The following is a 25,454-nucleotide window of genomic DNA, read 5'->3' on the forward strand; positions in this document are numbered from 1 at the left end:
CTTGAGTTAGTCGATGCTCAGCCTGTATCCGATACCGCGCACGGTCTGCAGCCAGACGGGATTGGCGGGATCATCCTCGATCTTACGCCGCAGCCGGTTGATCTGCACGTCGATCGTCCGTTCGCCGACTTCGGTGTCGTTGCCGATCAGTTCATGGCGGGGGATCGTGTCGCCGGCACGCCGTGCAAAGAGCAGCATGATCTCCTGCTCGCGGTCGGTGAGCCGGATCACCTCGCTGGCTTTCTTCAGCTCCTTGCGGGTCAAGGAGAAAGTGTAAGGCCCAAACATAACCTGTTCGATCTTCAGCCCCTCGCCGTTGGCGTTGCGGCGCAGGATATTGTTGATGCGCAGCACCAGCTCGCGCGGATCGAAGGGTTTGGAGAGATAGTCGTCGGCGCCGGCTTCGAGGCCTTCGATGCGGTTGCCCGATTCCGCCAGCGCCGTCAGCATGATGATCGGGACGTTCTTGATGGCGCGAAGCCCGCGGGTGACAACGATTCCGGATTCGCCGGGCATCATCACGTCCATGATGATGAGGTCGAAATCCAGACCGGTGAGCTTGCGCTGCGCCTCGGCGCCGTCGGCGGCGACAGTAACGCGGAAGCCGTTCTCGGCGAGATAACGATTGAGCAGCGCGCGGATGCGGGAGTCGTCATCGACCACCAGCAAATGCGCCGCATCGTCGGAAATACCTGTCTTGACTGCCATTCAATCCGCCCTTTGTCTATCCCGCATTCCGCTGAGGAAAGCTTTTACGCCCTCCCGCACCTCCGCAGAAGCCCCTTCGAATGCCCGCTCAATGCGGCGCGATTGCGGCTCAGCAAGGGCAAGCGCCAGCTCTCGTCCCGATTTCGTCGGATAAAGCTTGCGCTGCCGCCGATCCTCAGGGCCGGCCACTTGGCGAATATAGCCTGAATCGATCAGCTGTTTCAGCACCCTTGCGAGGCTCTGCTTGGTGATCTTTAAGGTATCGAGAAGATCGGCAACCGTCATGCCGGGGTTGCGGTTGACGAAATGCACGACGCGATGGTGCGCCCGGCCGAAGCCGCTCTTTTCGAGGATGGCGTCAGGATCGGAAACGAAATCGCGATAGGCGAAGAAGAACAGCTCGATGATCTCGAAATCGATAATCCCCGTATCTTCCATCGGCGTGGCCAGCGGCACTGGCTTGCTTGCTTTCGGGCCGGTCTGTCGTGGCACTCGGCACTTCCTTCTCTCTGTCATCTTTACTGAGATAAATTTGCGTCGCTGCTAACTTTCCTGAACTCTGCGCGAGCGCCGCACGGTCTCGCATTCTCCTGGAAACCAAGGCCCGTCCGGCACTCCGACGCAATAGGCGATTTCCCCTTGCGTCTGTGGATAAAACGTAATGGTGACAACAATCAACAGGCATGGCGCTCAAGCACCGGAGGAGTTTAGGGAGGGCTTCAGTTCCTTTCGACCAGCTGGACGGCGAAATCTGGTTCAACGGCGAGTTCGTCGCCTGGGAAAGACGCTAAGATCCACGTACTGATCCGCCTCTATATCGCCGAATATCGCCGTCCCGATCCGAAGACTCGGCGATCTCCCAATCGCCCAGCTACGCCGATCTGCGCATCAGATTTCATTATATTTGGGAGGAAAAGGTTATAAAAATCAACCATACTGGCGGGAAGGTAGGCGGAGAACCTGCGAAAAGCGAGGCGACCTGATGGCCGCCCCGTTTGCACTTCGCTGAGTGCGTCACTGATAGACGTAGACGATCCGGCGGGTCCCCGGATCCACCAGCACGGGCCGGTCGTTGATCCTGGTGTATCGATACTCGTAGTCCGGGATCGTCTGGAAGGTGACATCGTCAGGCACCTCAGCGCCGACGACGACATCGCCGCCGAGCTGCACCGTCTGGCCCGGATTGGTTTCGATATAAGTGCGGACCGTCTCCGGCGGGGTGATGGTCTCGACCGCTCCGACGGGGCCGAGCAACTCGTCGCCAGGTGCCGGCTGTGGCTCGGCCGGCACGACACTCGCGGTCGACTCATAAGTCACGCTGGGTACGCCGATCTCGGCACGGTGCTGCTCGACGATGACAGGACTGCCGCCTTGATCGACCTGCAGATAATCGGCATAGACCCAACCGCGCATGCCGTTGACGTCGACACGGCACCAGCGGCTGCCTTCGATGCAGCCGTCGAGGACCGCTGTCGAGCCGCGGGTAGCAAGGCCGACTGCCGGATATTGCGGACCCGGACCGGCGCGGACGTTGAGATCGTTGACCGTCGTCGCTATAATCTCAGCCTGCGCGACACCGCCGCTCGCCAGGAGCACGGCTCCAGCCAACAGAATGTTTCTCTTCAAGGTCATGTGAGCGTCTCCTTGGTTTCGATGGGCTGACAACGCGTGGGGTTCCACGATGTTCCCATGCGCTCCGCCGAGCGAAATGCGGCTTATGGGGGATTTCATCCAAGTGCTTCGAAGAATTGAACAAAATTCAATTTTTCCGCTCTATTACAATGGCGGAGAGGGGCGTAAATTCTTGTTGCAGTCCGTCGTTTTGCCGTGAGGCGGACCGCAATGGCGGAAGATTCCGGCTGCCCTTGCCACGGTTTCGGACTATACCCCACGCAGTAGAGACACCAAGCGAGGCACTTATGGGCATGCTCCAGGCCGGCATCATTCCGGTGACACCCTTCCAGCAGAATTGCACGATCTTCTTCGATCCCGATACCAAGGAAGGCGTCGTCGTCGATCCCGGCGGCGACGTGCCGCTCATTCTGCAGGCGATTGCCCAGAACGGCCTGACCATCAAGGAAATCTGGCTGACGCACGGCCATCTCGACCATGCCGGCGGTGCCCGCGAACTGAAGGAAGCTCTCGGCATCGACGTGGTCGGCCCGCATCAGGACGACCTGCCGCTGCTGCAGCGGATCGAGACCCAGGCCGCGAAATACGGCATATCAGGATTGCGTAACGTCGTGCCCGACCGCTGGCTGAAGGATGGCGACAAGATCTCTTTCGGCGCCCATGAATTCGAGGTCTATCACACACCCGGCCATGCCCCCGGCCACGTCATCTATTTCAACCGTGCGCAGAATTTCGCCCATCTCGGCGATGTCCTCTTCAACGGCTCGATCGGTCGCACCGACCTGCCCGGCGGCGATCATCAGCAGCTTCTCGATTCGATCCGCGACAAGGTATTGCCGCTCGGCGACGACGTCGGATTCATCTGCGGCCACGGCCCGGGCAGCCGCATCGGCGACGAGCGGCGAAGCAATCCATTTCTGCAGGAAATCAGATCTCGTGGAGGATCCGATGCCGGCGCATCGGGCGAAGCCCCGAACAACTAGAGCATGATGCCGAAAAGTGTGCGCGGTTTTCGGACGACATCATGCTCTATTTCTTTGATTTAGATCTGGGTGATTTAAGGCCGATCAGGCCTAAAATCACCCTGATCTAATGCATGTCGACAAAAAGTGCGCAGCGGTTTTGGGATAACGACTTGCATAAAGACCTAAAGCGGATCGCATGAATCCGATTCGACGCGACGCGCTTTAAGTGTGAGCTCGCGCTCACATCATCTTTCGGCCGTTTGGCACCGGCTGTTCGACCGCAGCAAGCACGATCGCGCCGTTCTCGTCTTCGAATCCCAGCGTCAGCACTTCCGAGCGGAACGGCCCGATCTGGCGCGGCGGGAAATTGACGACGCCGAGCACTTGCCGGCCCAGCAGGCTTTCCGGCGTATAATGCACGGTGATCTGTGCCGAGGATTTTTTAACGCCGATCTCCGGGCCGAAATCGATCACCAGCTTGATTGCCGGCTTGCGCGCTTCCGGAAAGGGACTGGCCTCGATGATCGTGCCGACACGAATGTCGACCCGCTCGAAATCGGCGTAGTTGATCTCTTCTACCATATGGTCTCCGTCAGCCGGCCAGTTCCTCGGCCCGCTTGCGCGCCGCCGCAAGGGCTGCGTCGAACAGAGGCTGCATGCCATTCTCGGCCATCAGCACGGCGAGCGCCGCCGCCGTTGTGCCGCCGGGAGAAGTCACGTTCTCTCGCAGCCGCGAAGCGTCGTCGGGGGACTGGTGCATGAGTTCACCAGCCCCCGCGACTGTTTCCCGCGCGAGACGCATGGCGAGGTCCGCCTGCAGACCGAGTTTGCGGCCTGCCTCCGCCATACATTCGACGAGATAGAATACGTAGGCCGGACCGCTGCCCGAAAGCGCCGTCACGGCATCGATATCGGCTTCCGCCGGCACCCATTCGACCGGGCCCGAGACGCGCAGAAGAGAATGGACGCGTTTGCGCTGCTGATCGCTGACCCCTGAATTGGCAAAGGCGCCGGTGATGCCGCGCCCGACCATGGCCGGCGTGTTCGGCATGGCGCGCACCATGGCGGCCTTGCCGAGATGTCTCTCGAGGAAACCGAGCGTCTTGCCGGCTGCGACCGAGACGACGACCGTGCCCGACCCGACCGCACTTTTCACCGCGGGTAGCACAGTTTCCATCACCTGCGGCTTGACCGCCAGGAACAGCACGCTTGCCTTCAAATCCATGGGAAGCGCAGTCAGATGGGTCGCGCCGGCCTCGTTGATCGCCGCCAGCATCGCCGGCGACGGGCCGGGATCGACGACAATGACGGCCGAGCCCGGAACGCCGCTTTTCAGCCAGCCGGAGAGCATCGCCCCACCCATGTTTCCGGCGCCGATCAGGACGACGGGATGTGTCGAGGAGAAAGGAGTCGTTGGCATCTTATGCCTCGCCGACCGTTTCAAACAGCACGGCTTCCATCGCCTTCGTCGCTTCCATGCCGGACCATACGACGAACTGGAATGCCTGGAAATAGGCTTCGCAGGTGTCGAGCGCACTGGAAAGCAGCACCTCCACCTGGCGATTGGTAGGCTCGGCACCGCCGGCAAGCAGCAGCGATTGGCGGAAAATGACCACATCTTCCTGACGCCAGAGGTCGAAATGACCCATCAGCACCTGCCCGTTGATCGCCGAGAGCAGCTTGACAACCTCGTTGACCCTGATGTCGGGAACTTTGATATCGAAGGCGCAGCCAAGATGCAGCGCCTCGAACTCCTCCATCCAGGAGAAGGAGATGTGATAGTCCGTCCAGCGGCCCTCAACCGTCATCGCGATCTCGTCCTCGCCGGACCGTTCGAACGACCAGTCGTTGTTGGAGGCAACGTACTCGATCATATCGACCGGGTTCGACTGACGCTCGACTTCCAATTCCATCAGGTTCATGCAGCACCTTCTTGACCGGAACGAATGCGACCTAACTTCGTGTACGAACACAAGAAAGACACACGCAAAATACCGGAACCACCACTCGGATGATCGTTGAACCGCTGCCAGACTTAACGCAGATAACCTGCCCGGAGCTTACCAAGTCGCTTCGAATCATCATTTAAAATCAGTGTATAGCGCCCCTTGCCCCCTGCCAGCCCCCCGAACGGAAAATAGGACCGGCCACTGTGGAAAGGCTCTTCGAAATTCAATTCAGAAGGGAGAATAAGCGACTCTGCGAATTGGCTTTTTTGGCAGTGTCCACAGGTGGAAAACTCACCTGGTTTTTTTTACGGAAGATGCGGCGTGTGGCACGAAGGCAACGCCGCATCTGTGTCGTATCGGGACTTAAGCGCCCTCGCCGGCAAGTTTCGCCTCGAGCACGGCGATGCGGGCGGCAAGCGCCTCGTTCTCGTCGCGTGCCTTGATCGCCATCTCGCGCACGGCCTCGAACTCCTCGCGCTTGACGATGTCCATGCTGTTCAGCCAACGCTCGGCCTGGGCGTTGAAGGCGGTTTCGATCTCCTTGCGGACGCCCTGGGCGGCACCGGCCGCATCGGTCATCAGCTTGGCGAATTCGTCCATGATGCGGTTCGTTCCGGTCGTCATGGCGTTTTTCTCCCTTCGCATGAGGTGAATTCAGCCCTTCAGGGCCTCGAGGATTGAGGTAGGGCTTCGCCACCGACGATGCAAGCGCTTTGCACGGGATAAGCTTGCCGGCACCGGCCAGGAACGAGCCATCACGAACAATGGACTTGACCGTCCGGGATCGCAGCGGCATGTTCCGCGCAACTCAACAGGTGGAAAACCTTGCCGATAGCAGCCGATCTCCTTGCCATCATGCCTTTCCCGGATATCGATCCGATTGCCTTTTCGATCGGTCCGCTGGCGATTCACTGGTACGGCCTCGCCTACGTCGCCGGCATCCTGCTCGGCTGGGCCTATGCGCGCCGCATCGCCGCCAATGACAGTCTCTGGCCCGGCAACGTCTCGCCGATATCAAAGACGCAGCTCGACGATTTCATCGTCTGGGCAGCGCTTGGCGTCGTCCTCGGCGGCCGTCTCGGCTATATTTTCTTCTATGATCTCCCCGCCGTCCTGCGCAGTCCCGTCCGTGCGCTCGAGATCTGGAACGGTGGCATGTCCTTCCATGGCGGCCTGACCGGCACGACGATTGCCATGATCCTCTTTGCGCGCCGCAATGCCATACCGATCTGGAGCCTGTTCGACATCGTCGCCACCGTCGTTCCCTTCGGTCTGTTTTTCGGCCGCATCGCCAATTTCATCAATGGCGAGCTGTGGGGCCGGTTGACCGACGTGCCCTGGGCCGTAGTCTTCCCGACCGGCGGTCCCTTCGCCCGCCACCCAAGCCAGCTTTACGAAGCCGGCCTCGAAGGCATTGTTCTGCTCGTGGTGCTGGCCGCCCTTGTCTACGGCATGCGCGCGCTGAAAAGCCCCGGCTTCATTACAGGCGTCTTCGTCTGCGGCTATGCGCTGTCACGCATCTTCGTCGAATTCTTCCGCGAGCCCGACGCCCAACTCGGCTACCTCCTGGGCACGAACTGGCTGACCATGGGCATGGTGCTCTCCTCCCCGATGATCCTGCTCGGCCTCTGGGCGATGCTGCGGGCCCGCCGCCAGGCTGCACTGCAGCTTTGAAAACGGCAGGACGCGCGACATGACCACCGCTCTAGGCAAAAAGATCAAGGCAATCATCCAGGCCAACGGCCCGATCAGCGTCACCGATTATTTCTCGCTCTGCCTCGCCGATCCCGAACACGGCTATTACCGGACGCGCGAGCCCTTCGGCCGTTCCGGCGATTTCGTCACCGCGCCCGAGGTCAGCCAGATCTTCGGCGAGATGATCGGCGTTTTCATCGTCCATGCCTGGCAGCGCCACGGCGCACCGACGGATGTGCGCCTCGTCGAGATCGGCCCCGGCCGCGGCACGATGATGGCTGACATGCTGCGCGTCATCTCCCGGATCGCCCCGCCACTCCTGGACGCTATGAGCGTGCATCTCGTCGAAACCAGCGAGCGCCTGCGCGACGTCCAGAGCCAGACACTCGAGCCTTACGGCGAGAAAATCGCCTGGCATAATGGATTCGACGAAGTGCCGCCCGGCTTCACGCTGATGGCCGCCAACGAACTCTTCGACGCCATCCCGATCCGCCAGTTCGTCCGCATGCCGACGGGTTTCCGCGAGCGCATGGTCGGCATCGACGCCGATGGCGAGCTGACCTTTGCCGCCGGCGTCGCGGGTCTCGATCCCGCGCTTCTTCCCGAACCGGTGCAGAACGTTCCGGTCGGCACCCTCTTTGAAATCTCGCCGGCCCGCCAGGCGGTGATGATCGCGATCTGCGAGCGGCTGCGCGTCTTCGGCGGCACGGCGCTTACGGTCGACTACGGCCATCTCGTCACCGGCTTCGGCGATACGCTCCAGGCCGTGCGCATGCATGAATTCGACCCGCCGCTCGCCCATCCCGGCGAAGCCGATCTGACAAGTCATGTCGACTTCCAGCAGCTCGCCGAAACGGCGCTTGCGGCTGGCGTCCATCTGAACGGCGCCCTGCATCAAGGTGATTTTCTAAGTGGCCTCGGCATTCTCGAACGTGCGGCGGCCCTCGGTCGGGATCGCGAGCCGCAAACCCGGCAGGTCATCCAGGCGGCAGTCGAAAGGCTTGCCGGCGCCGGTGAAGGCCGGATGGGCGAACTCTTCAAGGTGATGGCGGTCTCCCATCCCGCCATCGATCTCATGCCCTTTCGTCCGGTGGATTGACAGGGCGCACGCGGCTGGTTCAACATCGGCCCGAAACAAGAACTTGAAGCGCGCCGCATATGCGATGCGCTTGGGACAATGACAACCCCCTCGAAAACCCGGAATCACAGATGCAGGACGCGGCCTCTCCCGCACCGATCGAAAGCGCGCTCCTGAACGAAGCGGCGGGCAGCACTATCCGGCACGGTTATTTCACGCGGGCCGGCGGCGTTTCCGAAGGGCTGTATCGTGGCCTCAATGTCGGCCTCGGCTCCAGCGACGAACGTGACAAGGTCCTCGAAAACCGGCGCCGTGTCGCCGCCTGGTTCGGCTTGCCGGTCGAGCGGCTGGCAACCGTGCATCAGGTCCATTCTCCCGATGTCGTGATGGTCGGTGCCGATTATGACGGCGCCCGCCCTGACGCCGATGCGATGGTAACGCGCAGCCCGGGAATCGCGCTTGGCGTGCTCGCCGCCGATTGCGGGCCGATCCTCTTTGCCGATCCCGATAACCGCGTCATCGGCGCAGCCCATGCCGGCTGGAAGGGCGCGCTGACGGGCGTGATCGAAAATACCATCGCCGCCATGGAGGCTCTCGGTGCGGACCGCGCTCGCATCGTCGCCTGTCTCGGCCCCTCGATCAGCCAGGCAAGTTATGAGGTCGGTCCCGAGTTCGTCGAGCGTTTCGTCGCCGAAAACCCGGAGGACGTGCGCTTTTTTGTGCCTTCCGCGACGCCCGGCCATGCCATGTTCAACCTGCCGGGGTTAACCGTCGACCGACTGACGAAAGCCGGCGTGCGTGCCGAAAGCCTCGGCCTCTGCACCTATCCGGATAGCGAGCGCTTCTTTTCCTACCGCAGGACGACACATCGCAAGGAGCCGGATTACGGCCGCCAGATTTCCGCGATATCAATCAGGGAGACTTGAGCAGAATGGCACTGCATTTCGAAAAGGCCGAATTCGCAAGCCGGCTTGCGCGCCTCACCGAGAAGATGAAGGAAGAAAAGCTCGACGCCTTGCTGCTCTTCGCCCAGGAAAGCATGTACTGGCTGACCGGCTACGACACCTTCGGCTACTGCTTCTTCCAGACGCTGGTCGTCAAGAGCGACGGCACCATGGCGCTGATGACCCGCTCGGCCGATCTTCGCCAGGCGAGGCATACCTCGATCCTCGATGACATCCATATCTGGGTCGACCGGGTCAATGCCGATCCGACGCTCGACCTGAAGAACCTGCTGGTCGAGATGGATCTGCTTGGCGCCCGCATCGGTGTCGAATATGATACGCACGGCATGACCGGCCGCGTCGCCCGTCTGCTCGACGCGCAATTGACCATCTTCGGCCAGATCGTCGATGCTTCCTATCTCGTCAGCCGCCTGCGCCTGATCAAGAGCCCGACGGAGGTCGCCTATGTCGAGCGCGCCGCCGTTCTCGCCGACGATGCGCTCGATGCGGCGATCCGGCTGACGAAACCCGGCGCCGACGAGGCCGATATCCTTGCTGCCATGCAGGGCGCGGTCTTTTCCGGCGGCGGCGACTACCCCGCCAACGAGTTCATCATCGGCTCCGGCGCCGACGCGCTGCTCTGCCGCTACAAGGCCGGCCGCCGCAAGCTCGACGCCAGCGACCAGCTGACGCTCGAATGGGCCGGCGCCTATGCGCATTACCACGCCGCCATGATGCGCACGATCGTCATCGGCGCGCCGACGCACCGCCACCGCGAGCTCTACAACGCCTGCCGCGAAACCATCGAGGCGATCGAGACCGTGCTGAAGCCCGGCCAGACCTTTGGCGATGTCTTCGACATGCATGCCAAGATCATCGACGAGCGCGGCCTGGCCCGCCACCGGCTGAATGCCTGCGGTTATTCGCTCGGCGCCCGCTTCTCGCCCTCCTGGATGGAGCATCAGATGTTCCATGTCGGCAATCCGCAGCCGATCGAGCCGAACATGTCGCTCTTCGTGCACATGATCATCGCCGATTCCGATACGGGCACGGCGATGACGCTCGGCCAGACTTATTTGACGACAACGGATGCGCCGCGCGCGCTGTCCCGCCATCCGCTCGATTTCATCGGCCTCTGACCGGTGAGAATCCGGAATTGACAGACGACCGTCCCCACCCGCATAAATTCGGGTGGGGCTGATTGCGATTGTGGGAAGGACGGATCAAGGGATGACGCGAGCTGCGATTGTGCCCACGCTCCTATTCGTCATGGCTCTGCTGACCGCCTGCAATACCACCGATGCGCTGACCCCGCAGGTCGATATCGGCGATTCCTCAGGGGCGGCACCTTCGAGTCCGGTGACGCAGAGCGAGGCCGAGCGTTTGGCGGGTACCCGCCAGCCGAGTTTCTCGGGAAGCTCGCAACAGCGCGGCTACCATCCAGCCTATGATCAGTCGCAGCAGGCCTATCGACCCGGCACCGGCGCGCCACCGACGACGATGCAGGAGCAGGCAAACGCCCTATCGAGGAGCGGCTCCTCGCCGGCCGCCTCCACCCCGATCGAGGGACAATCGCTGCCACCGCCGGCGGCCAGTGGTAGGCTCCCCGCACAGTCGGCTGAACCGGCCGAGACGCAACAGCCGCAACAGACCGCCGCCCTCAGCCCCGCCCCCTCCTCCGCCCGGGGCAAAACCGTGCGCTTCCTGCCGATCATCGGCGCGCCGGTGCAGGCCGTGACCCCGCTCTCGCGCCAGCTCGGCGCCGAGGCACGCGCGCATGGCCTTTCCATCAAGAGTTCCAACGACGCGAGCAGCGATTACATCCTCAAAGGCTATCTCTCGGCCTTCAGCGATGATGGCAAGGTCACCGTGGTCTATGTCTGGGATATTCTCGACAGCGGCGGGGGTCGCCTGCACCGCATCCAGGGGCAAGAAAGCGTGCCGACGGCTGCGACCGATCCCTGGGCGGGCGTTCCGGCCTCGGTGATGCAGCAGATCGGCTCAAAAACGATAGCGGAATTCTCCTCCTGGCGGCAGACTCAGGGTGGTTAGTCACAAACTTTTTGCAAATATGGAAGCCTGTGGCGCCTTTGCCCTTGCATTCACGGGGAAGCTGACTAAAAAGCGCGGCTATCAGCGCGTAACAGGCGGACCAAAATGAAGGTTTTCGCAGGCAATTCGAACCGGCAACTCGCCGAAGCGATCTGCAACTATCTCAATGTTCCCTTGGGGAAAGCCAGTGTTCGAAGGTTTGCCGATCAGGAAATCTTCGTGGAGATCCAGGAAAATGTGCGCGGTGAGGATGTTTTCCTCGTGCAGCCGACCGCCTTTCCCGCCAACGATCATCTGATGGAACTGCTGATCATGATCGACGCCATGCGTCGTTCGTCAGCCCGCCGCATCACCGCCGTCCTGCCCTATTTCGGCTATGCCCGTCAGGACCGCCGGGCTTCCGGCCGTACGCCGATCTCCGCCAAGCTGGTCGCAAACCTCATTACAGAGGCCGGCGCTGACCGCGTCATGACGCTCGATCTTCATGCCGGGCAGATCCAGGGCTTCTTCGATATACCCACCGACAACCTCTTTGCCATGCCCGTGCTGACCCGCGACATCAAGAGCCACTATGACCTCAGCAACGTCGTGGTCGTCTCGCCCGACGTCGGCGGCGTGGTTCGCGCCCGCGCGCTCGCGAAGCGCCTGGACTGTCTTCTGGCCATCGTCGACAAGCGCCGCGATCGGCCGGGTGACTCCGAAGTCATGAACATCATCGGCGACATTGCCGGCAAGGACTGCCTGCTGATTGACGATATCGTCGATTCCGGCGGCACGCTCTGCAACGCGGCCGACGCGATGCTGGCCAAGGGTGCGTCCAGCGTCACCGCCTATATCACCCACGGCGTTCTTTCCGGCGGCGCGGTTACCCGCGTCACCTCCTCAAAGCTGCGCGAACTCGTCATCACGGATTCGATCCAGCCGACCACGGCCGTGCTTTCGGCACACAATATCCGCGTCGTAACGACGGCGCCCCTGATCGGCGAAGCCATCAGCCGAACGGCCCAGGAAGAGTCCGTCTCCAGCCTGTTTGACTGAAAACATCAGGCATCCGACGAACTTCCGGATTTTGCTGATTGTCAGCGACTATCTAGTTTTCGCCGCGAACTCGCATCATCTGCCGAAAGGCGCGCCGCTTGAGTGCAGGTATTGCATTGACGGTGCGCATTACGCTGCGCATGAAAGCGAGCTGAACTGTGCCGATAATCGGTCGATGAGCCAGATCATTAGCATCCATCTGCTTTTTCGATTCTTGGACTGCTTCGGTACTGTAGCGAAGCATCTCGACTTCGTAGGCATGTATGGCTTCGACGAGCGGCTTTCGTCCCCGGTCCGCTTCGACCAGCATGCGTCCAAGCAGAGCGGCATCGCGAAGCGCTGTATTGGCGCCCGCGCCTCGTCCGGGTGTCATCGTGTGGACGGCGTCACCGAGCAGAGTGACATTCGAACTCGCCCAAGGCGTCAGCGGGACCGAGGTCCTGACCTTGACATCGTGGATCGTCGAGGGCTCCGTCATATGGATGAGAGCACGTAAGTGCGGATGCCAGTCTTGAGCGAGCTCCAAGCCCAGCTCTCTCAATTGTTCTCCGTTCAGGCCGGACGGATCCCGCGGGCAATTCTGCCGAGCGCCCCAGATACCCCAGCCGATGCTGTCCTCGTCGAGTGCTTCGACGAAATCCGGCCAACGCGAAGCAAACCCGGGGTCACTTCGGCTATCGGCGAACTCGAGCGAGTGAATGATTGCGCCGAAGCCCATCGGCGCCATAATCAGCGACATGCCTTTGAACATTTTGTCCGACAGCAGAGCTTTCGTCTCGGCCGACATAGGAATTTTGCCTCCGAGCGACACGATCCCAGTGTCTTCCAGACGCGCGTCCGGCAAGCGTTGCTTGCATACAGTGGAACCCGTGCCGTCAGCACCCACCAAGACATCTCCCGTCGCGAGGCTTCCATCCTGAAAGCACGCGGTGACGGACCCGTCCGCGTTACTTGTGTAACCGTGAAGCGCCTTCCCAAAGAACACGTCGTCTTCAAGTCCCCGGAGCAGAACCCGCCTCAGCGTCTTTCGAACCACGTTCTTTTCACCGTCGAGAGCATTCGGGTCTGCATCATCGACGTCGAAGCTCAGCACTTCGCCGAGCTGTTCCGTGAGCATGTTGAAATAGCGCGGCGACCTAGCGCAGGTGGCGACATAGAGGTCGTAGAGTTCGCCGGGGATACAGGCTTTTAGCGCTCGGCTTCCAGCCGGGCTGATGCCGACGCGATAGCCACCGGTGTCGGCGTTCGGCGCGAAGTCGCGCTCATACACCGCTATGCAAACCCCAGCCTGCTTAAGCAGGTGGGCGAGTGCCAAACCGCCGGTCCCGGCGCCGATAATCAAAACTTTCATGGTACTAGTCCGGGTCAAGGTTGCGGTCGATCGAGAACTTCGCGGCGATTTGCCTCAGCCACTCGTCTGTCCAGGTGATGCGCTCGGCGCTGAGGTCCTCGACAACGCCGTTGACCCAAGACAGTTCGGTTGCGTGAAGCGCCCGGAGATATTCCATCTCCAGAAGGAAGAGCCTTGGTACGGCCTGCGCCTCCCGTAGGACTCCGTCGATCCGGCGGAGCTCTGACTCGATGGTATTTGCCCTGTGCTCAAGCCGACCCAACACATCATTCGGTGTGAGCAGAGGAAGAAATGATATGGCTGCGGGGAATTCCGGATATTCCCGCGTCACGGTCGACAACATCTCGCGCATCCATTCCAGCGCGATGTCGCGGCCCTTCTCGGTTATCTCGTACACGGTCCGCTCGGGACGCTTGTCATCCCGGACCGTTTTCTGCGGAGTGATCAAACCCTCGCGTTCGAGCCGCTGGATTGTTTGATAGAGGCTCGCCCTCTGCGTTACATTGATCACCTCGTCCTTGCCGCGCTCCTTAATGAGCCGCTGCATCCGGTAAGGATGCAGCGGCTCCTCCATGAGCATTCCAAGAACAGCGAGCGCGGTTGGAGAGCGTTTGATTGTCATAGTCATAGTCATAGTAATACTAGTTATTTTACGACTAGTCAATGCGATGATGATTGCCGGAGCCCCGGCTCGACGTCAGTTCGACCCAATGGCGTGGCGACGCGCCTCTTGCGACAAATCCTCTATCGGCGGTCAGCGGCCGAGGGCCGCCTTCTGCGGCTGGTCGACGAGATTGTCGATGAACCAATTCGGATAGACCGGCGCCGGCTCAGTCGCCGCATCGAGCGCTGCAAGGTCGCCTTCATCAAGCACCAGCTCCGCCGCACCGAGATTGTCGGCCAGTTGATGCGGTTTCGAGGCGCCGAGCAACACGCTTGAGACCGTCTTTTTCGTAAGCACCCAGGCGATCGCCACCTGGGCGACGCTCGCCCCGTTCGCGGCGGCGATCACCCGCATGCGCTCGATCAGCGCGAAGCCCCGTTCCTTGTCAAAGGGCAGGATGTCGAAACCGGAATAGCGGTTGTCGGGATCGCCGAGCGTTTCGCGGGTGTACTTGCCGGAAAGAAAGCCGGAGGCGAGCGGGCTCCAGACGGTCAGCCCGAGGCCGTAACGCTGCATCATCGGAAGAATGTCGCGCTCGACGTCGCGGCCAAGCAGCGAATAATACATCTGTCCATGCGTGAAGGGCGCCAGCCCCTTCGCCTTCTGGATTTCAAGCGCCGCCGCCACCTTCCAGGCCGACCAGTTGGAAAAGCCGATATAACGCACCTTGCCGGAACGCACCACGGCATCGAGCGCCGCGAGCGTCTCTTCGAGCGGCGTGAACGGATCCTCCTTGTGGACGATATAGACGTCGATCCAGTCCGTTCTGAGCCGTTTCAGGCTTTCCTCGACCGACCAGAGGATGTGGCGGCGGGAGAGCCCGGCCCGGCCGAGAGGCGTACCGGTGCGGAAGCCGACCTTGGTGGCAATAACCACCTCGCTGCGCCGCGCCATCAGCACCTGTCCGAGGATCGTTTCCGACTGGCCGGATGCGTAGGCGTCTGCCGTATCGAAGAAGTTGATGCCGGCATCAAGTGCCTGTCCGACAAGCGCATCGGCAACATCGGCATCGGTCTTGTAGATCGCGCTTAAGCTGCGGTCGCCCGATGTGAAAGTCATCGCGCCGAAGGCAAGCCTGGAAACGGCAAGGCCGCTCCGGCCGAGGGTCGTATATTGCATGTCATCCTCCATCCATTGGATTGTCGTGATCGGATGGAAAGATAATGCCTCAAAACATTATTGCGAAAAATCCGCCGAATCGATAAGGCTTATGAAGTTCAACTTCATAATAGACCGATGGCGCCCGACCCCTTCAACGGTTTGACGGAATTCCTGGCCGTCGCCGACGCCAGGAGCTTCACCGCTGCCGCCGCATCGCTCGGCGTCACGCCGACTGCCGTCAGCCAGACGATCCGCGCGCTCGAGGTGAAGCTCGGCGTGCCGCTCTTCGTCCGCACCACGCGGCGCGTCGCGCTCACCGAAGCCGGTGCCGCGCTCTTCCAGCGCGTCCGTCCGGCTGCCGCCGATATATCAGATGCGTTCGACATGCTGGGTGGCTTCCGCGACCGCCCGCTCGGGCACCTGCGCCTCACCGTGCCGCGCATGGCCGTGCCGCTGATCGTGACGCCGCTGCTGCCGCAATTTCGCAACGCCTATCCCGATATCTCCGTCGAGATCTCGGTCGATGATGCGGCAATCGATATCACCGAACGCGGTTTCGACGCCGGCATCCGCATCGGCGAGGCGATCGAAAAGGACATGATCGTCATGCGGCTGACATCTGACATCATCTGGACGGTCGTCGGCTCGCCCGGCTATTTCGCCCGATACGGTCGGCCGGTGACGCCGGAGGACCTCACCCGCCATCAGGCGATCCGCTACCGCTATCCGACATCGGGCGTCATCTATCGCTGGGAATTCGAGCGAGACGGCCACGACTTCTCCGTCGATGCGCCGGGCAGCCTGATGGTCAACGACTTCCTGCTGCTGCTCGAGCTCGCGGAGGCCGGGCTCGGTCTTGCCTATTTGCCGGATATTTCCGTCGGCGAGGCCGTGACATCAGGGCGGCTCGAACGCGTGCGATCCCTTCTTGCCGACCACGCCCGGTCTCTTTGCCTATTTCCCCGCCCGCTCGCAGACGCAGCTGAAGTTGCGCGTCTTTCTCGACATGGCAACGGCGCTGCTGCGCCGCAAAGGGTGATACCCTAGCCGGCGCATCTGCTCTTCGGTCGAAAGACCCCAGTATACGCTATTGCGGCTGGACCGTTTCCTGGTCCGCTTCCTTGACCACCTGGCCGTTAACGGTGATCGCGCCGTCGCGGCCGATGCTGATGTCCCAGCGCGAACGGCCATCCGCATCGGTCTTGGCGAAGCCCTTCACCATCATCATGCCGAAGGAGACTTGGTTGAGGTCGGGATCCGTCTTGGCAAGCTCCTGAACTGCGGCAATCGTCTTGTCGAGATCGCGGGCAAGGATCGTCGCCTCCATCGAATAGTCCTTCTGGGTATCGACCCGTCCCTCGATCTTGCCCGTCATGTCGACGTCGTAGACATCGGACCTGGCGCTGACCTTCGGAAACTCGATGGTGAGCCGGCCATCGCGGAAGAGCTTTTTCGCCATCTCGTCGCCGCTTTGCTCTGGCGGCTTGGCGTTGAAATCCATCGCCATGAGCGCGTCGCCGAAGGTGGCGAAATCCAGATTCGGAATGGCGAGTTGCAGATCGAAATTGGTCGGCACGAAGGGCGAATAACTTGCCGGCATTGCCGGACTGTCGAGGCTGATATCCTGCGCATCGATGCCGAAGCCGAAACGCATGGCGTCGCTCGGCCCATCCATAACCAGTTTGTAACCGAATGCCTTGACTCCGCCATTGCCCATCTGGTTGCTGACGGTCAGATTATTGACCCCGATCGTCTCGCTGAACGAGGCAAGAATCGGAAAGGCTTGCTTGAGCATTCCCTTTATCTTGCCGCTGTTTTCCGGGCTTAGTTCTTTCTCCTCGAGATGGTCGAGAATGAAAAGGACGATCTCGCGGATTTGCTTGGCCGGCAGGCCGTTCACCTTGGCATCGAAATCGATCGAGTCGGCACGGATTTCAACAGGCGGCATTTGCAGGCCGGAAACCTGCTCGACGAAAGTCGACATGGAGCCGCTGCCCGCAAAATCGATACGCCCATTGCCGCCTGCGCTGTCCGTCGAGGTCAGCTTTTGGTCCATCCCGGCAAAGCTGGCATGGACTTCCTCGGTGTCGGACTTGCTGGCGACCTTGATGTCCTTGGCGGTGAAGGTGCCGGAGCGCAGGTAGCTGATCGCCGGGTCGAAGACGCCGGTATAGACAAGTGAAGCGATGGAGTAGGAGAAATCCGTCGGCTTCTGGTCGGGGCCGTTGAAATGGCCGGAGACATTGAGCTTGTTGTCACCCTCAATGTTCCAGAGGCCGCTATCGAGCGGCGTAGCGAACATCGAGAACGGCGTCAGCCCGCTGATCGCAAATGTCGCTGGATCGGCCTTGGCAAGCAGCTTCGCCAGATCGTAGATGATCTCGTAACGTGTGCCCGCCGGATTGACGGTGACCATGCCGCTCTTCGCCAGATCCTCGGGAAGCAGCTTCGTCAGATTGTCCTTGACCGCATTGGCGCCATCCTGATTGATCTCGACGCCCCGGGCCGTGGTGACAAGGCAAAGTGCCAGCAAGCTCGTTGCCGTGACAAGTTTGAGACGCATAGTCCGATTTCTCCTCAGCCCTTTTTGAACGCGGCCATCCAAAGATGCGAAGCGCGCCGATGTCAACCTCAGCTGCGGCAGAGAATGGCAATTTGCCACTCACGCGGCCGCGGATTTCTTCACGGCGGGCGCAAGAACCGTTTCCTGCTGTACTGCCGGCACCTCGCCGTTGACGATCGCCTCGATGCCCGAGCGCGGTCTCGGCTTACCGAAGAGGAAGCCCTGCACCTGCAGGCAGCCTTCCCGTCGAAGGAAGTCGATATGGTCTTCGTTTTCGACGCCTTCAGCAAGCACCGGTATGTCGAGGCTTGCCGCAAGAATGAGCGTCGAACGCACGATCGCCGCAGACTGCTTGTTGGTGACAACGCCGTCGACGAAGGCGCGGTCGATCTTGATCTTGTCGAACGGGAAGCTCTGCAGTGTCGACAGTGACGAATAACCCGTGCCGTAATCGTCCATCGCCACCTTTACGCCCAGCGCTTTCAGCCGGCGGATTGCCTGCAGCGCATGTTGATGATCGGCGATGATGCCGGATTCGGTGATCTCGATCTCGAGTCGCGCCGCCGGCAGGCCGGTGTCGAGCAGGATCCGATGCACGATCTGCGGTAGGCGGTTGTCGCCGAGCTGCTGCGGCGCGACATTGACGGCGATGCGTAATGGGTTCTTCCAGGTCACCGCTTCCGCGCAAGCGGCCCGCAGCACCCATTCACCAAGCTCAATGATAAAGCCGGTCTTTTCCGCGATCGGAATGAATTCGACGGGTGAGATGTAGCCGCGCGCGGGATGTCTCCAGCGCAGGAGCACTTCCAGGCCAACGATGTCGCGCGTCACCGTGTCATTCTGCTGCTGGTAGAATAGCTCGAATTCGCCGCGCGCCAATCCCTCCCGCATCTCGCTCGCCAGCGCGTTGCGTTCGCGCGCTGCCTGGTCCATCGAGGGCTCGTAGAAGCATATGCTGTTGGTCGCCGTCGATTTTGCCCGATACATGGCGATATCGGCCTGCGACAACAGGTCGTCCAAATTGTCCGCCAGTCCGGGATAGGTGGAGATACCGATGCTGGAGCCGACGGTCAGCGCATGGCCGTTCCATTCGATCGGCCGAGCGATCTCGTCGAGCATGCGTTGGGCCAGTCCCTTGGCGTCCGAACGGACGAAATAATCGCACATGACGGCCACGAACTCGTCGCCGCCGACCCGCGCGACGAACTGGCCGTCCTGCATGATCTTGAACAGCCGCTCGGCGACGGCGCGCAGCACGGCATCGCCGGCGGCGTGACCGTGAACGTCGTTGATTTCCTTGAAACGGTCGAGGTCGAAGGAGAGCACGGCGATATTGGCCGCCATGTCCGTCGGTTTATTGACCAGCGCCGACAGATGCTCGTTGAAGGCGGCGCGATTGGCAAGATTGGTCAGCGGGTCATGCAGCGACAGATGGCGGTAACGCTCGACGGCTGCCTGCGTCGACTGCATGTCGATGATATAGGTGGAGGCACCCAGCGCCAGTATGATGATCATGACGGCGCTAACGAGACCGGTCATGATGCCGTCCGAGATGATCTCGGTGGGCGCCGCAACAGTGGCATCCGGCTGGATCGTCAGCCCCGCCATGCCGGTGAAATGCGTAAGCACGATCGCAAGGATCAGCGAAAGGGCAGCTCCGTGGCGGCAGAAACGTGTGATCGGCCGGCCGACGCGATTGGTGGCGACCGCGCCGAACAAGCCGGCCAAGACCAGCGAGGCGACGACATAAGAGGCCTGCCATTCGAGACGACCCTCGACCTCGTACCCGGCGATCCCGACATAGTGCATGACCGCGATGCCGAGGCCGACGATCACGCCGCCTGCCTCGATAAGCGCGCTCTTCTGCGCGATTGACGCGATGGCAAAGCCGGTCATCGTCGTCGCGACGGCGGCAAACAGCGACAGCAGCGTCAGCGTCGGCTCATAGCCGTTCGCCACCGTCGTCTGGTAGCCGAGCATGGCGATGAAATGCGTCGTCCAGATGGTCGAGCCGCCAACGAATCCGGAGAGAAACAGCCAGTTGGTTTTCTGCAGCCCCTGCGATCGGCGCACCCGGGTGAAGAGGCGCATCGACAGCATCGATCCGAGCACACAAATAACGGTGGCGAAGATCAGATGCGGAAGGCTATGTTCGACGGTGATGCAGGAAAGGACGCGCAACATGAGAGGCAACCGGCAAATTGAGACGGCCCTGCTTATATTGGCGGGTAAACGCAGGATTTATTAATCGCCGCCGATTTCGTTTTCGATGGTTAAACCTTGGCGAAAGCGTGTATCTTGGCAAAAAACAACCCGAATCCGCAACTTGCGTTTCCGATCGACTTATAATATAGGCCACCGGTCCGTGTAGACACCCTTGGAGGCAACGCGGATGAGGTCGGGTCATACCGCCTCCGGTTCGTCGGAACAAGGCTTTTGCCCGCCGCCGAACTCTCCAAATAACCTCGAAAGGAATAGCCATGAGCCAGGAAACTTACGAGCTCAAGGCCGAGGCGCGCGAACGGGTTGGTAAGGGGTCCGCCCGTGAACTTCGCCGCAACGGTTTGATTCCCGCTGTCATCTATGGTGACAAGCAGGCCCCCATTACCATCGCTCTCAACACCAATGAGGTGACGAAGCGCATTCACGCCGGTGGTTTCATGACCACCGTGGCGACGATCGAAGTCGACGGCAAGAAGCACAAGGTTCTGCCGAAGGACTACCAGCTCGATCCGGTCCGTGACTTCACCATGCATGTCGATTTCCTGCGCGTCTCCGGCAACACCCAGGTGACGGTCGAAATCCCGGTTCACTTCATCAATGAAGAGAAGTCCCCGGGCCTCAAGGTCGGCGGCGTTCTGAACATCGTTCGCCATGAAGTCGAAGTTCATTGCCCGGCCGATGCGATCCCTGAGTTCTTCAACATTGATCTCAGCGGCAAGAAGATCGGCGACAGCATCCATATCGCGGAAGTCACTCTGCCGAAGGGCGTCACCCCGGTCATCGACCGCGACTTCACGATCGCGACGATTATCGCTCCGGCTGCCGGCATTGACGAGAGCGCCGCGGAAGGCGAAGCCGAAGCCTGATCGCTTCGACGGATTTGTAAAGCATATGGCCCGCTTTCCCGTGAACTGGCTCCTGAAAGGTTGTCGTCCAACTTTCAGGAGCCAGTTCACTGGGAAAGCGGGCTTTTCATTGTCCCGTAAGGCCCCGTTTCAGCAACATTTAACAAATTCGTGAAAGCATGTTCCGTCAGCTGCAAAGAAGCCCGCCTTAATGCGCGACGGCAAATATGGCGGCCTGGGGGAGTAGACGGAAACATGAACAATTCCGTTGAGAACAGATTTTTTGCGATAGTTTGCGGAGCGCTGCTTGTTTTTGTCGCTCCCCTTTTTGTTCTCTTCCTTTTTCTTTCCTCGGAACGGGCCGACAAGGAAATACGCGATCATATCTCCGTTCTTCTCGTCGCCAATGCCCAGGCGCTGGCCAAACCGCTGTGGGACCTCGATGAGGAGAGCGTTACTCAGATCAGCGCGACGGTCGTTTCCCAGGGCGCCATCGTCAAGGTTGAAGTGCGTGACCAGTCAGGCCAGCTCGATGTCAGCCAGTCCACCATTCCGCGCTCCTTCGACGGTAAGCTGGTGCAGGTGTCGCGCGCCATCATCTACAACACTGTCGACGGTCCGAAGAACCTCGGCAGCATCAGCGTCTACTATCCGGCACTCGGCCTGTTTTCCGGCCTGAAGCAGGAAGAGGTCGTCTTCATTTCGATCTTCATCTTCGCGGTGCTGACCGTTTTCGGCACGGCGCTGATCGGCAACCGTTTCTTCGTCATCCAGCCGCTGATGCGGCTGGCGGCGGCGATCGAGGCCACCCGCCAGTTGGGCTCCCGCCATCATGTCGACTGGCAGTCGAACGACGAGATGGGACGGCTTGCCCATAGCTTTAACGAGATGCAGACCAAGCTCGAAAGCGAGGAAAAGGAGCTGAAGCTCGCCCACCGCCGCGCCACCGACATCTACAATCTGACGCCCGCCATGCTCTTTTCGCTCGATGAGGAAGACCGCATCACCGCCGTCAGTGATTATTGGCTGCTTGCCACAGGTTATAACCGTGCCGCCGTCATCGGCCGCAACTTCGCCGATCTCGTCACTTCCGCCACCCGCGACAAATTCGTCAAGCGCCGCCGGGCCGAAAGCGGCATGACCGTCACTGTCAAGTTTGTCTGCCTGGACGGTCGCACCATGGACGTCCTGATCATGGAATCAGAGGCGGAAGCCGGCGCTCACGACCGCCTCTCGCTATCGGTCATGACCGATGTCACCGAACTCAAGGCCTCAGAGGACCGCAACCACCGCCAGGCAATCACCGATCACCTGACCGGGCTTCTTAATCGCCAGGGCTTCGAGGCCGTCCTCGACAACAAGATCGCCGCCGCCGACGCCGCCGGCCAGGAACTCGCCTGTCTCTTCGTCGATCTCGACCGCTTCAAGTGGATCAACGACAATATGGGCCATGCCGCCGGCGACATGGCGCTGGTCGAGCTCGTCGAGCGCCTGAAAACCCATCTTGCCCCCTGCGACGAGGCAGCACGTCTCGGCGGCGACGAATTTGCCATCTTGCTGCCGGCGAAGGATGCCGAAAAACGCGCCAAGGCAATGTGCGAGCAGATTGCCACGCTCTTCGAAACGCCATTTGCCCCGGACATGCATCTGAGCGCTTCCGTCGGCATCGCCATCTATCCGCATCATGCCGCAACCGCGGCCGAACTGCTGCAGAAATCCGACATGGCGATGTATGCCAAGAAACGCGACGGCAAAAACGGCGCGCAGCTCTTCGACAATGCCATGCTCGACCGTGCCCGCAGCCGCGCCGAGATCGAAGCCAATATCGAAGCCGGCCTCGTCGACAACTGGTTCGAGGCCTTCCTGCAGCCGATCGTCAACCTGAACGGTCGCGGCATATCAGGTTTCGAGGCGCTAATGCGCCTCAACCATCCACAGAAGGGCTTGATGCCGCCGGCCGAGATCATCAGTGTCGCCGAGGAGACGGCAAAAATTGTCCGCGTCGGCAACGTCATCATGGAAAAGGCGGTCGCCAACCTCGCGAAGATTTCCCGCATCCCCGATATGCAGGATACCTATCTCGCCATCAACTTCTCGCCGCTGCAGTTCGAGCCGGCGCTGCCGGCCCGTCTTGCCGTCATCGTCGGTCGCCACGGCATCCGTCCCGAACGCATCGTCGTCGAGATCACCGAGGCTGTGCTGATGCACGACAACCCTGAGATCCGCATGATCGTCACCGAGCTTCGTCGGTTCGGCTGCCGTATCGCGCTTGACGATTTCGGCACCGGCTATTCGTCGCTGAGCTACCTTAACCGCTTCCCTGTCGACATTATCAAGATCGACCAGTCTTTCACGCGCGCGATCAACGATGGCGATGACGATGTGCGCCAGAAGAGCCGCATGCTGATCGAAGGCATCACCACGCTCTCCCACAAGATGGACTGTACCGTTATTGCCGAAGGCATCGAGACCGAAGAGGAGTGCCGCACGCTCCACCAGATGGGGCTTGACTATGGCCAGGGCTACCTCTTCCACCGTCCGCAGCACGCAGCCACGCTGATCGAGGAACTGATGGCCTCGCAATCGGCCATCGCACGCGCCTCGTAAACGAAGAACGAAGGAGATGATACCGATGAAAAAGCTCCTGCTTCTCGCATGCCTGGCGCTGCCATGCACCGCCCATGCGCAAACGGTGACCTTCGCGACCGAGGACTATGCCCCCTTCAACTACCGCGAAGGCAAGGAGATCAAGGGCGCGACCGTCGAGCAGGTCGAAAAGATAATGGCCGCGATCGGCGTCGACTACACGATCGAAATCATGCCCTGGGCACGCGCTTTCAGCCTTGCCCGCACGGCGCCGATGACCTGTGTCTTCGCGACCGCCCACAACGGCGCGCGTGACGCATTGTTTAAATGGGTCGAGCCGCTGCTCATCGACCGCAACATCCTGATCACCCGCAAGGGTTCTGATGTCACCGCCAGCAATCTGGACGAGGCGAAGAAATATACGGTCGGCACTCAGCGCGAGGATTACACCGAGACGATCCTGAAGGAGAAGGGCTTCACCAAGCTCGATGTCGCCAGCGACTTCAACGCGACGCTGCGCAAACTGCTTGGCGGGCGCATCGACATGATGCCGATCTCCGAACTCTATTTCGATAAGCTGCAGGTCGATCAGCCGGTGGAGATGGTGACAGTGCTCTCCTCCCAGCCGATGGGCATCGCCTGCGAGAAGAACTTTCCGGCCGATCTGCTCGCCAGGATGCAGGCTGCCCTCGACAAGCTGATCGCCGATGGCGACCAGAAGCAGATCTTCCTGAAATACGGCATGAACCTGTCGAACTGATCCTGTCTGAGTGACCTTGGCCGACAGACCGCTGCCCTTTCCGCTTGACTTTGCTTTCATTTCGCGGTGGTGAACGGCTGGAAGTTCTAGCAAGGAAAAACAGACCATGCTGATCATCGCGGGTCTCGGCAATCCCGGCGGCAAATACGCCGGCAACCGCCATAATATCGGCTTCATGGCCGTCGATGCCATTCATCGGCGCCACAGCTTTTCGCCCTGGTCGAAGAAGTTCAGGGCCGAGATCGCCGAGGGCGAGCTCGGCGGCGAGAAGGTGCTGCTGATCAAGCCGCAGACCTTCATGAATCTTTCCGGCGAGTCCGTCGGCGAAGCGATGCGTTTCTACAAGCTCCAGCCGGCCGATCTCGTGGCGATCTACGACGAACTCGACCTTCCCCAAGGCAAGGCGCGGCTGAAGACCGGTGGCGGCCACAACGGCCACAACGGCATCAAGTCGCTCGACGCCCATTGCGGCAAGGAGTACCGGCGGCTGCGCCTCGGCATCGGTCATCCCGGCGTCAAGGAGATGGTTCAGAGCCACGTGCTCGGCGATTTCACCAAGGCCGACAAGGCCTGGGTGGAGCCACTTCTGGACACGCTCGCCGACAATGCCGACATGCTGGTGCGAAACGAGGATTCGCAGTTGATGAACAAGATCGCGCTGGCGCTCGGCGGCAAGGCCGAGGAGGAGAGGCCGGCGAAAGAGCAGAGGCCGGCCGGCCAGTCGCATATCCAGCAGGCTCGCGGCCACAACCAGCCGAAGCTGCCGGTGACCGGCCCGATGGCCGACATGCTGAAAAAGATGTTCGGCAACAAGGGCGATTGAGATTGATGCCGGATCGAGACGTCATCATCCGCCCTGCCGTCCGCGGCGATCTTCCCGGTCTCCTGGCCCTCTACCGACAGCTGAACCCCACCGATCCGGTTCTTGACGAGGCCAGTGCCGAGAAACGCTTTTCCGCCATCCTGGCTCAGCCGGGCATGACCGTCTTCATCGGTGTCGCGGGTAACGTAGCCATCGCCACCGTCACGCTCGTCGTCGTGCCGAACCTGACGCGGAACGGCGCCTCCTATGCGCTCATCGAAAACGTCGTCACCCATGCCGATCATCGCAAGCGCGGTTATGCCCGCGCCGTCATCGCCCATGCGGTTGCAGACGCCTGGAGCGCCGGCTGCTACAAGGTGATGCTGCTCACCGGCTCCAAAAATCCGGCAACATTGCGCTTCTATGAGAATTGCGGCTTCGTGCAGGAGAAGACCGGCTATCAGATTCGCCGGCTTTGACCCCGTTTTAGAGGCGGCC

At 60.9% G+C, this 25,454-nt stretch carries 25 protein-coding genes and 1 pseudogene; 14 read left to right on the forward strand and 12 right to left on the reverse strand.

Annotation, left to right across the window (positions count from 1 at the left end; translation table 11 throughout):
- Window positions 1-6: 6 nt before the first annotated feature.
- On the reverse strand, window positions 7-708 hold the full coding sequence (locus tag N1937_RS15220; RefSeq protein WP_260056483.1) for a response regulator: 702 nt from the start codon (window positions 706-708) through the stop codon (window positions 7-9).
- Window positions 709-1,200 carry a MarR family winged helix-turn-helix transcriptional regulator gene (locus N1937_RS15225; protein WP_260056484.1) on the reverse strand — a complete coding sequence of 164 codons (492 nt, stop codon included), beginning with the start codon at window positions 1,198-1,200 and terminating at the stop codon, window positions 709-711. It lies immediately after the preceding gene.
- 191 nt (window positions 1,201-1,391) lie between these two features.
- Here N1937_RS15225 and N1937_RS31560 point away from each other — a divergent pair.
- Window positions 1,392-1,512 (forward strand): annotated as a pseudogene (locus N1937_RS31560) (branched-chain amino acid aminotransferase); the annotation flags it as partial.
- Window positions 1,513-1,722: 210 nt separating this feature from the next.
- Here N1937_RS31560 and N1937_RS15230 read toward each other — a convergent pair.
- Window positions 1,723-2,340, reverse strand: a complete 618-nt coding sequence (locus tag N1937_RS15230) for a DUF1236 domain-containing protein (RefSeq protein ID WP_260056485.1) — start codon at window positions 2,338-2,340, stop codon at window positions 1,723-1,725.
- A 287-nt stretch (window positions 2,341-2,627) separates the two neighbouring features.
- Here N1937_RS15230 and N1937_RS15235 point away from each other — a divergent pair, with 287 nt between their 5' ends.
- Window positions 2,628-3,323 carry an MBL fold metallo-hydrolase gene (locus N1937_RS15235; protein ID WP_260056486.1) on the forward strand — a complete coding sequence of 232 codons (696 nt, stop codon included), beginning with the start codon at window positions 2,628-2,630 and terminating at the stop codon, window positions 3,321-3,323.
- A gap of 222 nt (window positions 3,324-3,545) precedes the next feature.
- On the opposite strand, the gene N1937_RS15240 is transcribed toward N1937_RS15235, so the two are convergent.
- The 4 genes from N1937_RS15240 to N1937_RS15255 form a co-directional block, all read right to left on the reverse strand.
- Window positions 3,546-3,887: a tRNA-binding protein gene (locus N1937_RS15240; protein ID WP_017965312.1), complete on the reverse strand. Its 342-nt coding sequence runs from the start codon at window positions 3,885-3,887 to the stop codon at window positions 3,546-3,548.
- Between the two features lie 10 nt (window positions 3,888-3,897).
- On the reverse strand, window positions 3,898-4,725 hold the full coding sequence (gene proC, locus N1937_RS15245; protein ID WP_222279915.1) for a pyrroline-5-carboxylate reductase: 828 nt from the start codon (window positions 4,723-4,725) through the stop codon (window positions 3,898-3,900).
- A gap of 1 nt (window position 4,726) precedes the next feature.
- A complete protein-coding gene (locus N1937_RS15250) occupies window positions 4,727-5,227 on the reverse strand; it encodes a YbjN domain-containing protein (RefSeq protein WP_017965314.1) in 501 nt (166 codons plus the stop codon).
- 390 nt (window positions 5,228-5,617) lie between these two features.
- A complete protein-coding gene (locus N1937_RS15255) occupies window positions 5,618-5,878 on the reverse strand; it encodes an accessory factor UbiK family protein (RefSeq protein WP_003561307.1) in 261 nt (86 codons plus the stop codon).
- A 201-nt stretch (window positions 5,879-6,079) separates the two neighbouring features.
- Here N1937_RS15255 and lgt point away from each other — a divergent pair, with 201 nt between their 5' ends.
- The 6 genes from lgt (at window position 6,080) to N1937_RS15285 (ending at window position 12,061) form a co-directional block, all read left to right on the forward strand.
- The gene (gene lgt / locus N1937_RS15260; RefSeq protein ID WP_162116532.1) at window positions 6,080-6,928 is read left to right on the forward strand and encodes a prolipoprotein diacylglyceryl transferase; all 849 of its coding nucleotides are present in this window, start codon (window positions 6,080-6,082) and stop codon (window positions 6,926-6,928) included.
- 19 nt (window positions 6,929-6,947) lie between these two features.
- On the forward strand, window positions 6,948-8,048 hold the full coding sequence (locus N1937_RS15265; RefSeq protein WP_170254827.1) for a class I SAM-dependent methyltransferase: 1,101 nt from the start codon (window positions 6,948-6,950) through the stop codon (window positions 8,046-8,048).
- A 110-nt stretch (window positions 8,049-8,158) separates the two neighbouring features.
- The gene (gene pgeF / locus N1937_RS15270; RefSeq protein WP_017965318.1) at window positions 8,159-8,953 is read left to right on the forward strand and encodes a peptidoglycan editing factor PgeF; all 795 of its coding nucleotides are present in this window, start codon (window positions 8,159-8,161) and stop codon (window positions 8,951-8,953) included.
- 5 nt (window positions 8,954-8,958) lie between these two features.
- Complete coding sequence (locus N1937_RS15275; protein ID WP_017965319.1) at window positions 8,959-10,110, forward strand: M24 family metallopeptidase; 1,152 nt, start codon at window positions 8,959-8,961, stop codon at window positions 10,108-10,110.
- Window positions 10,111-10,201: 91 nt separating this feature from the next.
- The gene (locus tag N1937_RS15280) at window positions 10,202-11,023 is read left to right on the forward strand and encodes a hypothetical protein (protein ID WP_260056487.1); all 822 of its coding nucleotides are present in this window, start codon (window positions 10,202-10,204) and stop codon (window positions 11,021-11,023) included.
- Between the two features lie 105 nt (window positions 11,024-11,128).
- Window positions 11,129-12,061, forward strand: coding sequence for a ribose-phosphate pyrophosphokinase (locus tag N1937_RS15285; protein WP_017965321.1), 933 nt, complete (start codon window positions 11,129-11,131; stop codon window positions 12,059-12,061).
- 52 nt (window positions 12,062-12,113) lie between these two features.
- Here the strand turns inward: N1937_RS15285 and N1937_RS15290 are convergent, their stop codons facing one another.
- The 3 genes from N1937_RS15290 to N1937_RS15300 all read right to left on the reverse strand — a co-directional run bounded on the left by N1937_RS15290 (window position 12,114) and on the right by N1937_RS15300 (window position 15,195).
- Window positions 12,114-13,412, reverse strand: coding sequence for an FAD-dependent oxidoreductase (locus N1937_RS15290; protein ID WP_260056488.1), 1,299 nt, complete (start codon window positions 13,410-13,412; stop codon window positions 12,114-12,116).
- A gap of 4 nt (window positions 13,413-13,416) precedes the next feature.
- Window positions 13,417-13,986 (reverse strand): PadR family transcriptional regulator, encoded by a 570-nt coding sequence (locus N1937_RS15295; RefSeq protein ID WP_441005662.1) that lies wholly within the window; start codon window positions 13,984-13,986, stop codon window positions 13,417-13,419.
- 180 nt (window positions 13,987-14,166) lie between these two features.
- Window positions 14,167-15,195 carry an aldo/keto reductase gene (locus N1937_RS15300; RefSeq protein ID WP_260056490.1) on the reverse strand — a complete coding sequence of 343 codons (1,029 nt, stop codon included), beginning with the start codon at window positions 15,193-15,195 and terminating at the stop codon, window positions 14,167-14,169.
- A 117-nt stretch (window positions 15,196-15,312) separates the two neighbouring features.
- On the opposite strand from N1937_RS15300, the gene N1937_RS15305 reads away from it, so the two are divergent.
- Window positions 15,313-16,224: a LysR family transcriptional regulator gene (locus tag N1937_RS15305; RefSeq protein WP_260056491.1), complete on the forward strand. Its 912-nt coding sequence runs from the start codon at window positions 15,313-15,315 to the stop codon at window positions 16,222-16,224.
- A 40-nt stretch (window positions 16,225-16,264) separates the two neighbouring features.
- On the opposite strand, the gene N1937_RS15310 is transcribed toward N1937_RS15305, so the two are convergent.
- Together N1937_RS15310 and N1937_RS15315 are read right to left on the reverse strand one after the other, a co-directional pair.
- The gene (locus N1937_RS15310) at window positions 16,265-17,740 is read right to left on the reverse strand and encodes a hypothetical protein (protein WP_260056492.1); all 1,476 of its coding nucleotides are present in this window, start codon (window positions 17,738-17,740) and stop codon (window positions 16,265-16,267) included.
- 99 nt (window positions 17,741-17,839) lie between these two features.
- Complete coding sequence (locus tag N1937_RS15315; RefSeq protein WP_260056493.1) at window positions 17,840-19,924, reverse strand: putative bifunctional diguanylate cyclase/phosphodiesterase; 2,085 nt, start codon at window positions 19,922-19,924, stop codon at window positions 17,840-17,842.
- A gap of 296 nt (window positions 19,925-20,220) precedes the next feature.
- Here N1937_RS15315 and N1937_RS15320 point away from each other — a divergent pair, with 296 nt between their 5' ends.
- The 5 genes from N1937_RS15320 to N1937_RS15340 all read left to right on the forward strand — a co-directional run bounded on the left by N1937_RS15320 (window position 20,221) and on the right by N1937_RS15340 (window position 25,435).
- Window positions 20,221-20,829 (forward strand): 50S ribosomal protein L25/general stress protein Ctc, encoded by a 609-nt coding sequence (locus tag N1937_RS15320; protein ID WP_162116523.1) that lies wholly within the window; start codon window positions 20,221-20,223, stop codon window positions 20,827-20,829.
- 234 nt (window positions 20,830-21,063) lie between these two features.
- Window positions 21,064-23,415, forward strand: coding sequence for an EAL domain-containing protein (locus N1937_RS15325; RefSeq protein ID WP_260056494.1), 2,352 nt, complete (start codon window positions 21,064-21,066; stop codon window positions 23,413-23,415).
- A gap of 25 nt (window positions 23,416-23,440) precedes the next feature.
- Window positions 23,441-24,154 (forward strand): substrate-binding periplasmic protein, encoded by a 714-nt coding sequence (locus N1937_RS15330; RefSeq protein WP_222312689.1) that lies wholly within the window; start codon window positions 23,441-23,443, stop codon window positions 24,152-24,154.
- 106 nt (window positions 24,155-24,260) lie between these two features.
- The gene (gene pth / locus N1937_RS15335) at window positions 24,261-24,977 is read left to right on the forward strand and encodes an aminoacyl-tRNA hydrolase (RefSeq protein ID WP_162116520.1); all 717 of its coding nucleotides are present in this window, start codon (window positions 24,261-24,263) and stop codon (window positions 24,975-24,977) included.
- A 5-nt stretch (window positions 24,978-24,982) separates the two neighbouring features.
- Window positions 24,983-25,435 (forward strand): N-acetyltransferase family protein, encoded by a 453-nt coding sequence (locus N1937_RS15340; RefSeq protein WP_441005649.1) that lies wholly within the window; start codon window positions 24,983-24,985, stop codon window positions 25,433-25,435.
- Window positions 25,436-25,454: the final 19 nt, after the last annotated feature.

The sequence above is a fragment of the Rhizobium sp. WSM4643 genome (genome assembly GCF_025152745.1).
Classification (GTDB): Bacteria; Pseudomonadota; Alphaproteobacteria; order Rhizobiales; family Rhizobiaceae; genus Rhizobium; species Rhizobium leguminosarum_I.

Bases quoted from the DNA above. Each gene is read 5' to 3' on its own strand.
- N1937_RS15310 (WP_260056492.1), bottom strand. From the start codon at position 17,740: ATGCGTCTCAAACTTGTCACGGCAACGAGCTTGCTGGCACTTTGCCTT.
- N1937_RS15265 (WP_170254827.1), top strand. From the start codon at position 6,948: ATGACCACCGCTCTAGGCAAAAAGATCAAGGCAATCATCCAGGCCAAC.
- N1937_RS15290 (WP_260056488.1), bottom strand. From the start codon at position 13,412: ATGAAAGTTTTGATTATCGGCGCCGGGACCGGCGGTTTGGCACTCGCC.
- N1937_RS15315 (WP_260056493.1), bottom strand. From the start codon at position 19,924: ATGTTGCGCGTCCTTTCCTGCATCACCGTCGAACATAGCCTTCCGCAT.
- N1937_RS15280 (WP_260056487.1), top strand. From the start codon at position 10,202: ATGACGCGAGCTGCGATTGTGCCCACGCTCCTATTCGTCATGGCTCTG.
- N1937_RS15305 (WP_260056491.1), top strand. From the start codon at position 15,313: ATGGCGCCCGACCCCTTCAACGGTTTGACGGAATTCCTGGCCGTCGCC.
- N1937_RS15320 (WP_162116523.1), top strand. From the start codon at position 20,221: ATGAGCCAGGAAACTTACGAGCTCAAGGCCGAGGCGCGCGAACGGGTT.
- N1937_RS15330 (WP_222312689.1), top strand. From the start codon at position 23,441: ATGAAAAAGCTCCTGCTTCTCGCATGCCTGGCGCTGCCATGCACCGCC.
- N1937_RS15235 (WP_260056486.1), top strand. From the start codon at position 2,628: ATGGGCATGCTCCAGGCCGGCATCATTCCGGTGACACCCTTCCAGCAG.
- N1937_RS15340 (WP_441005649.1), top strand. From the start codon at position 24,983: ATGCCGGATCGAGACGTCATCATCCGCCCTGCCGTCCGCGGCGATCTT.
- N1937_RS15240 (WP_017965312.1), bottom strand. From the start codon at position 3,887: ATGGTAGAAGAGATCAACTACGCCGATTTCGAGCGGGTCGACATTCGT.
- N1937_RS15325 (WP_260056494.1), top strand. From the start codon at position 21,064: ATGAACAATTCCGTTGAGAACAGATTTTTTGCGATAGTTTGCGGAGCG.
- N1937_RS15300 (WP_260056490.1), bottom strand. From the start codon at position 15,195: ATGCAATATACGACCCTCGGCCGGAGCGGCCTTGCCGTTTCCAGGCTT.
- N1937_RS15250 (WP_017965314.1), bottom strand. From the start codon at position 5,227: ATGAACCTGATGGAATTGGAAGTCGAGCGTCAGTCGAACCCGGTCGAT.
- N1937_RS15275 (WP_017965319.1), top strand. From the start codon at position 8,959: ATGGCACTGCATTTCGAAAAGGCCGAATTCGCAAGCCGGCTTGCGCGC.
- N1937_RS15255 (WP_003561307.1), bottom strand. From the start codon at position 5,878: ATGACGACCGGAACGAACCGCATCATGGACGAATTCGCCAAGCTGATG.
- N1937_RS15295 (WP_441005662.1), bottom strand. From the start codon at position 13,986: ATGGAGGAGCCGCTGCATCCTTACCGGATGCAGCGGCTCATTAAGGAG.
- N1937_RS15230 (WP_260056485.1), bottom strand. From the start codon at position 2,340: ATGACCTTGAAGAGAAACATTCTGTTGGCTGGAGCCGTGCTCCTGGCG.
- pth (WP_162116520.1), top strand. From the start codon at position 24,261: ATGCTGATCATCGCGGGTCTCGGCAATCCCGGCGGCAAATACGCCGGC.
- N1937_RS15285 (WP_017965321.1), top strand. From the start codon at position 11,129: ATGAAGGTTTTCGCAGGCAATTCGAACCGGCAACTCGCCGAAGCGATC.
- pgeF (WP_017965318.1), top strand. From the start codon at position 8,159: ATGCAGGACGCGGCCTCTCCCGCACCGATCGAAAGCGCGCTCCTGAAC.
- N1937_RS15220 (WP_260056483.1), bottom strand. From the start codon at position 708: ATGGCAGTCAAGACAGGTATTTCCGACGATGCGGCGCATTTGCTGGTG.
- proC (WP_222279915.1), bottom strand. From the start codon at position 4,725: ATGCCAACGACTCCTTTCTCCTCGACACATCCCGTCGTCCTGATCGGC.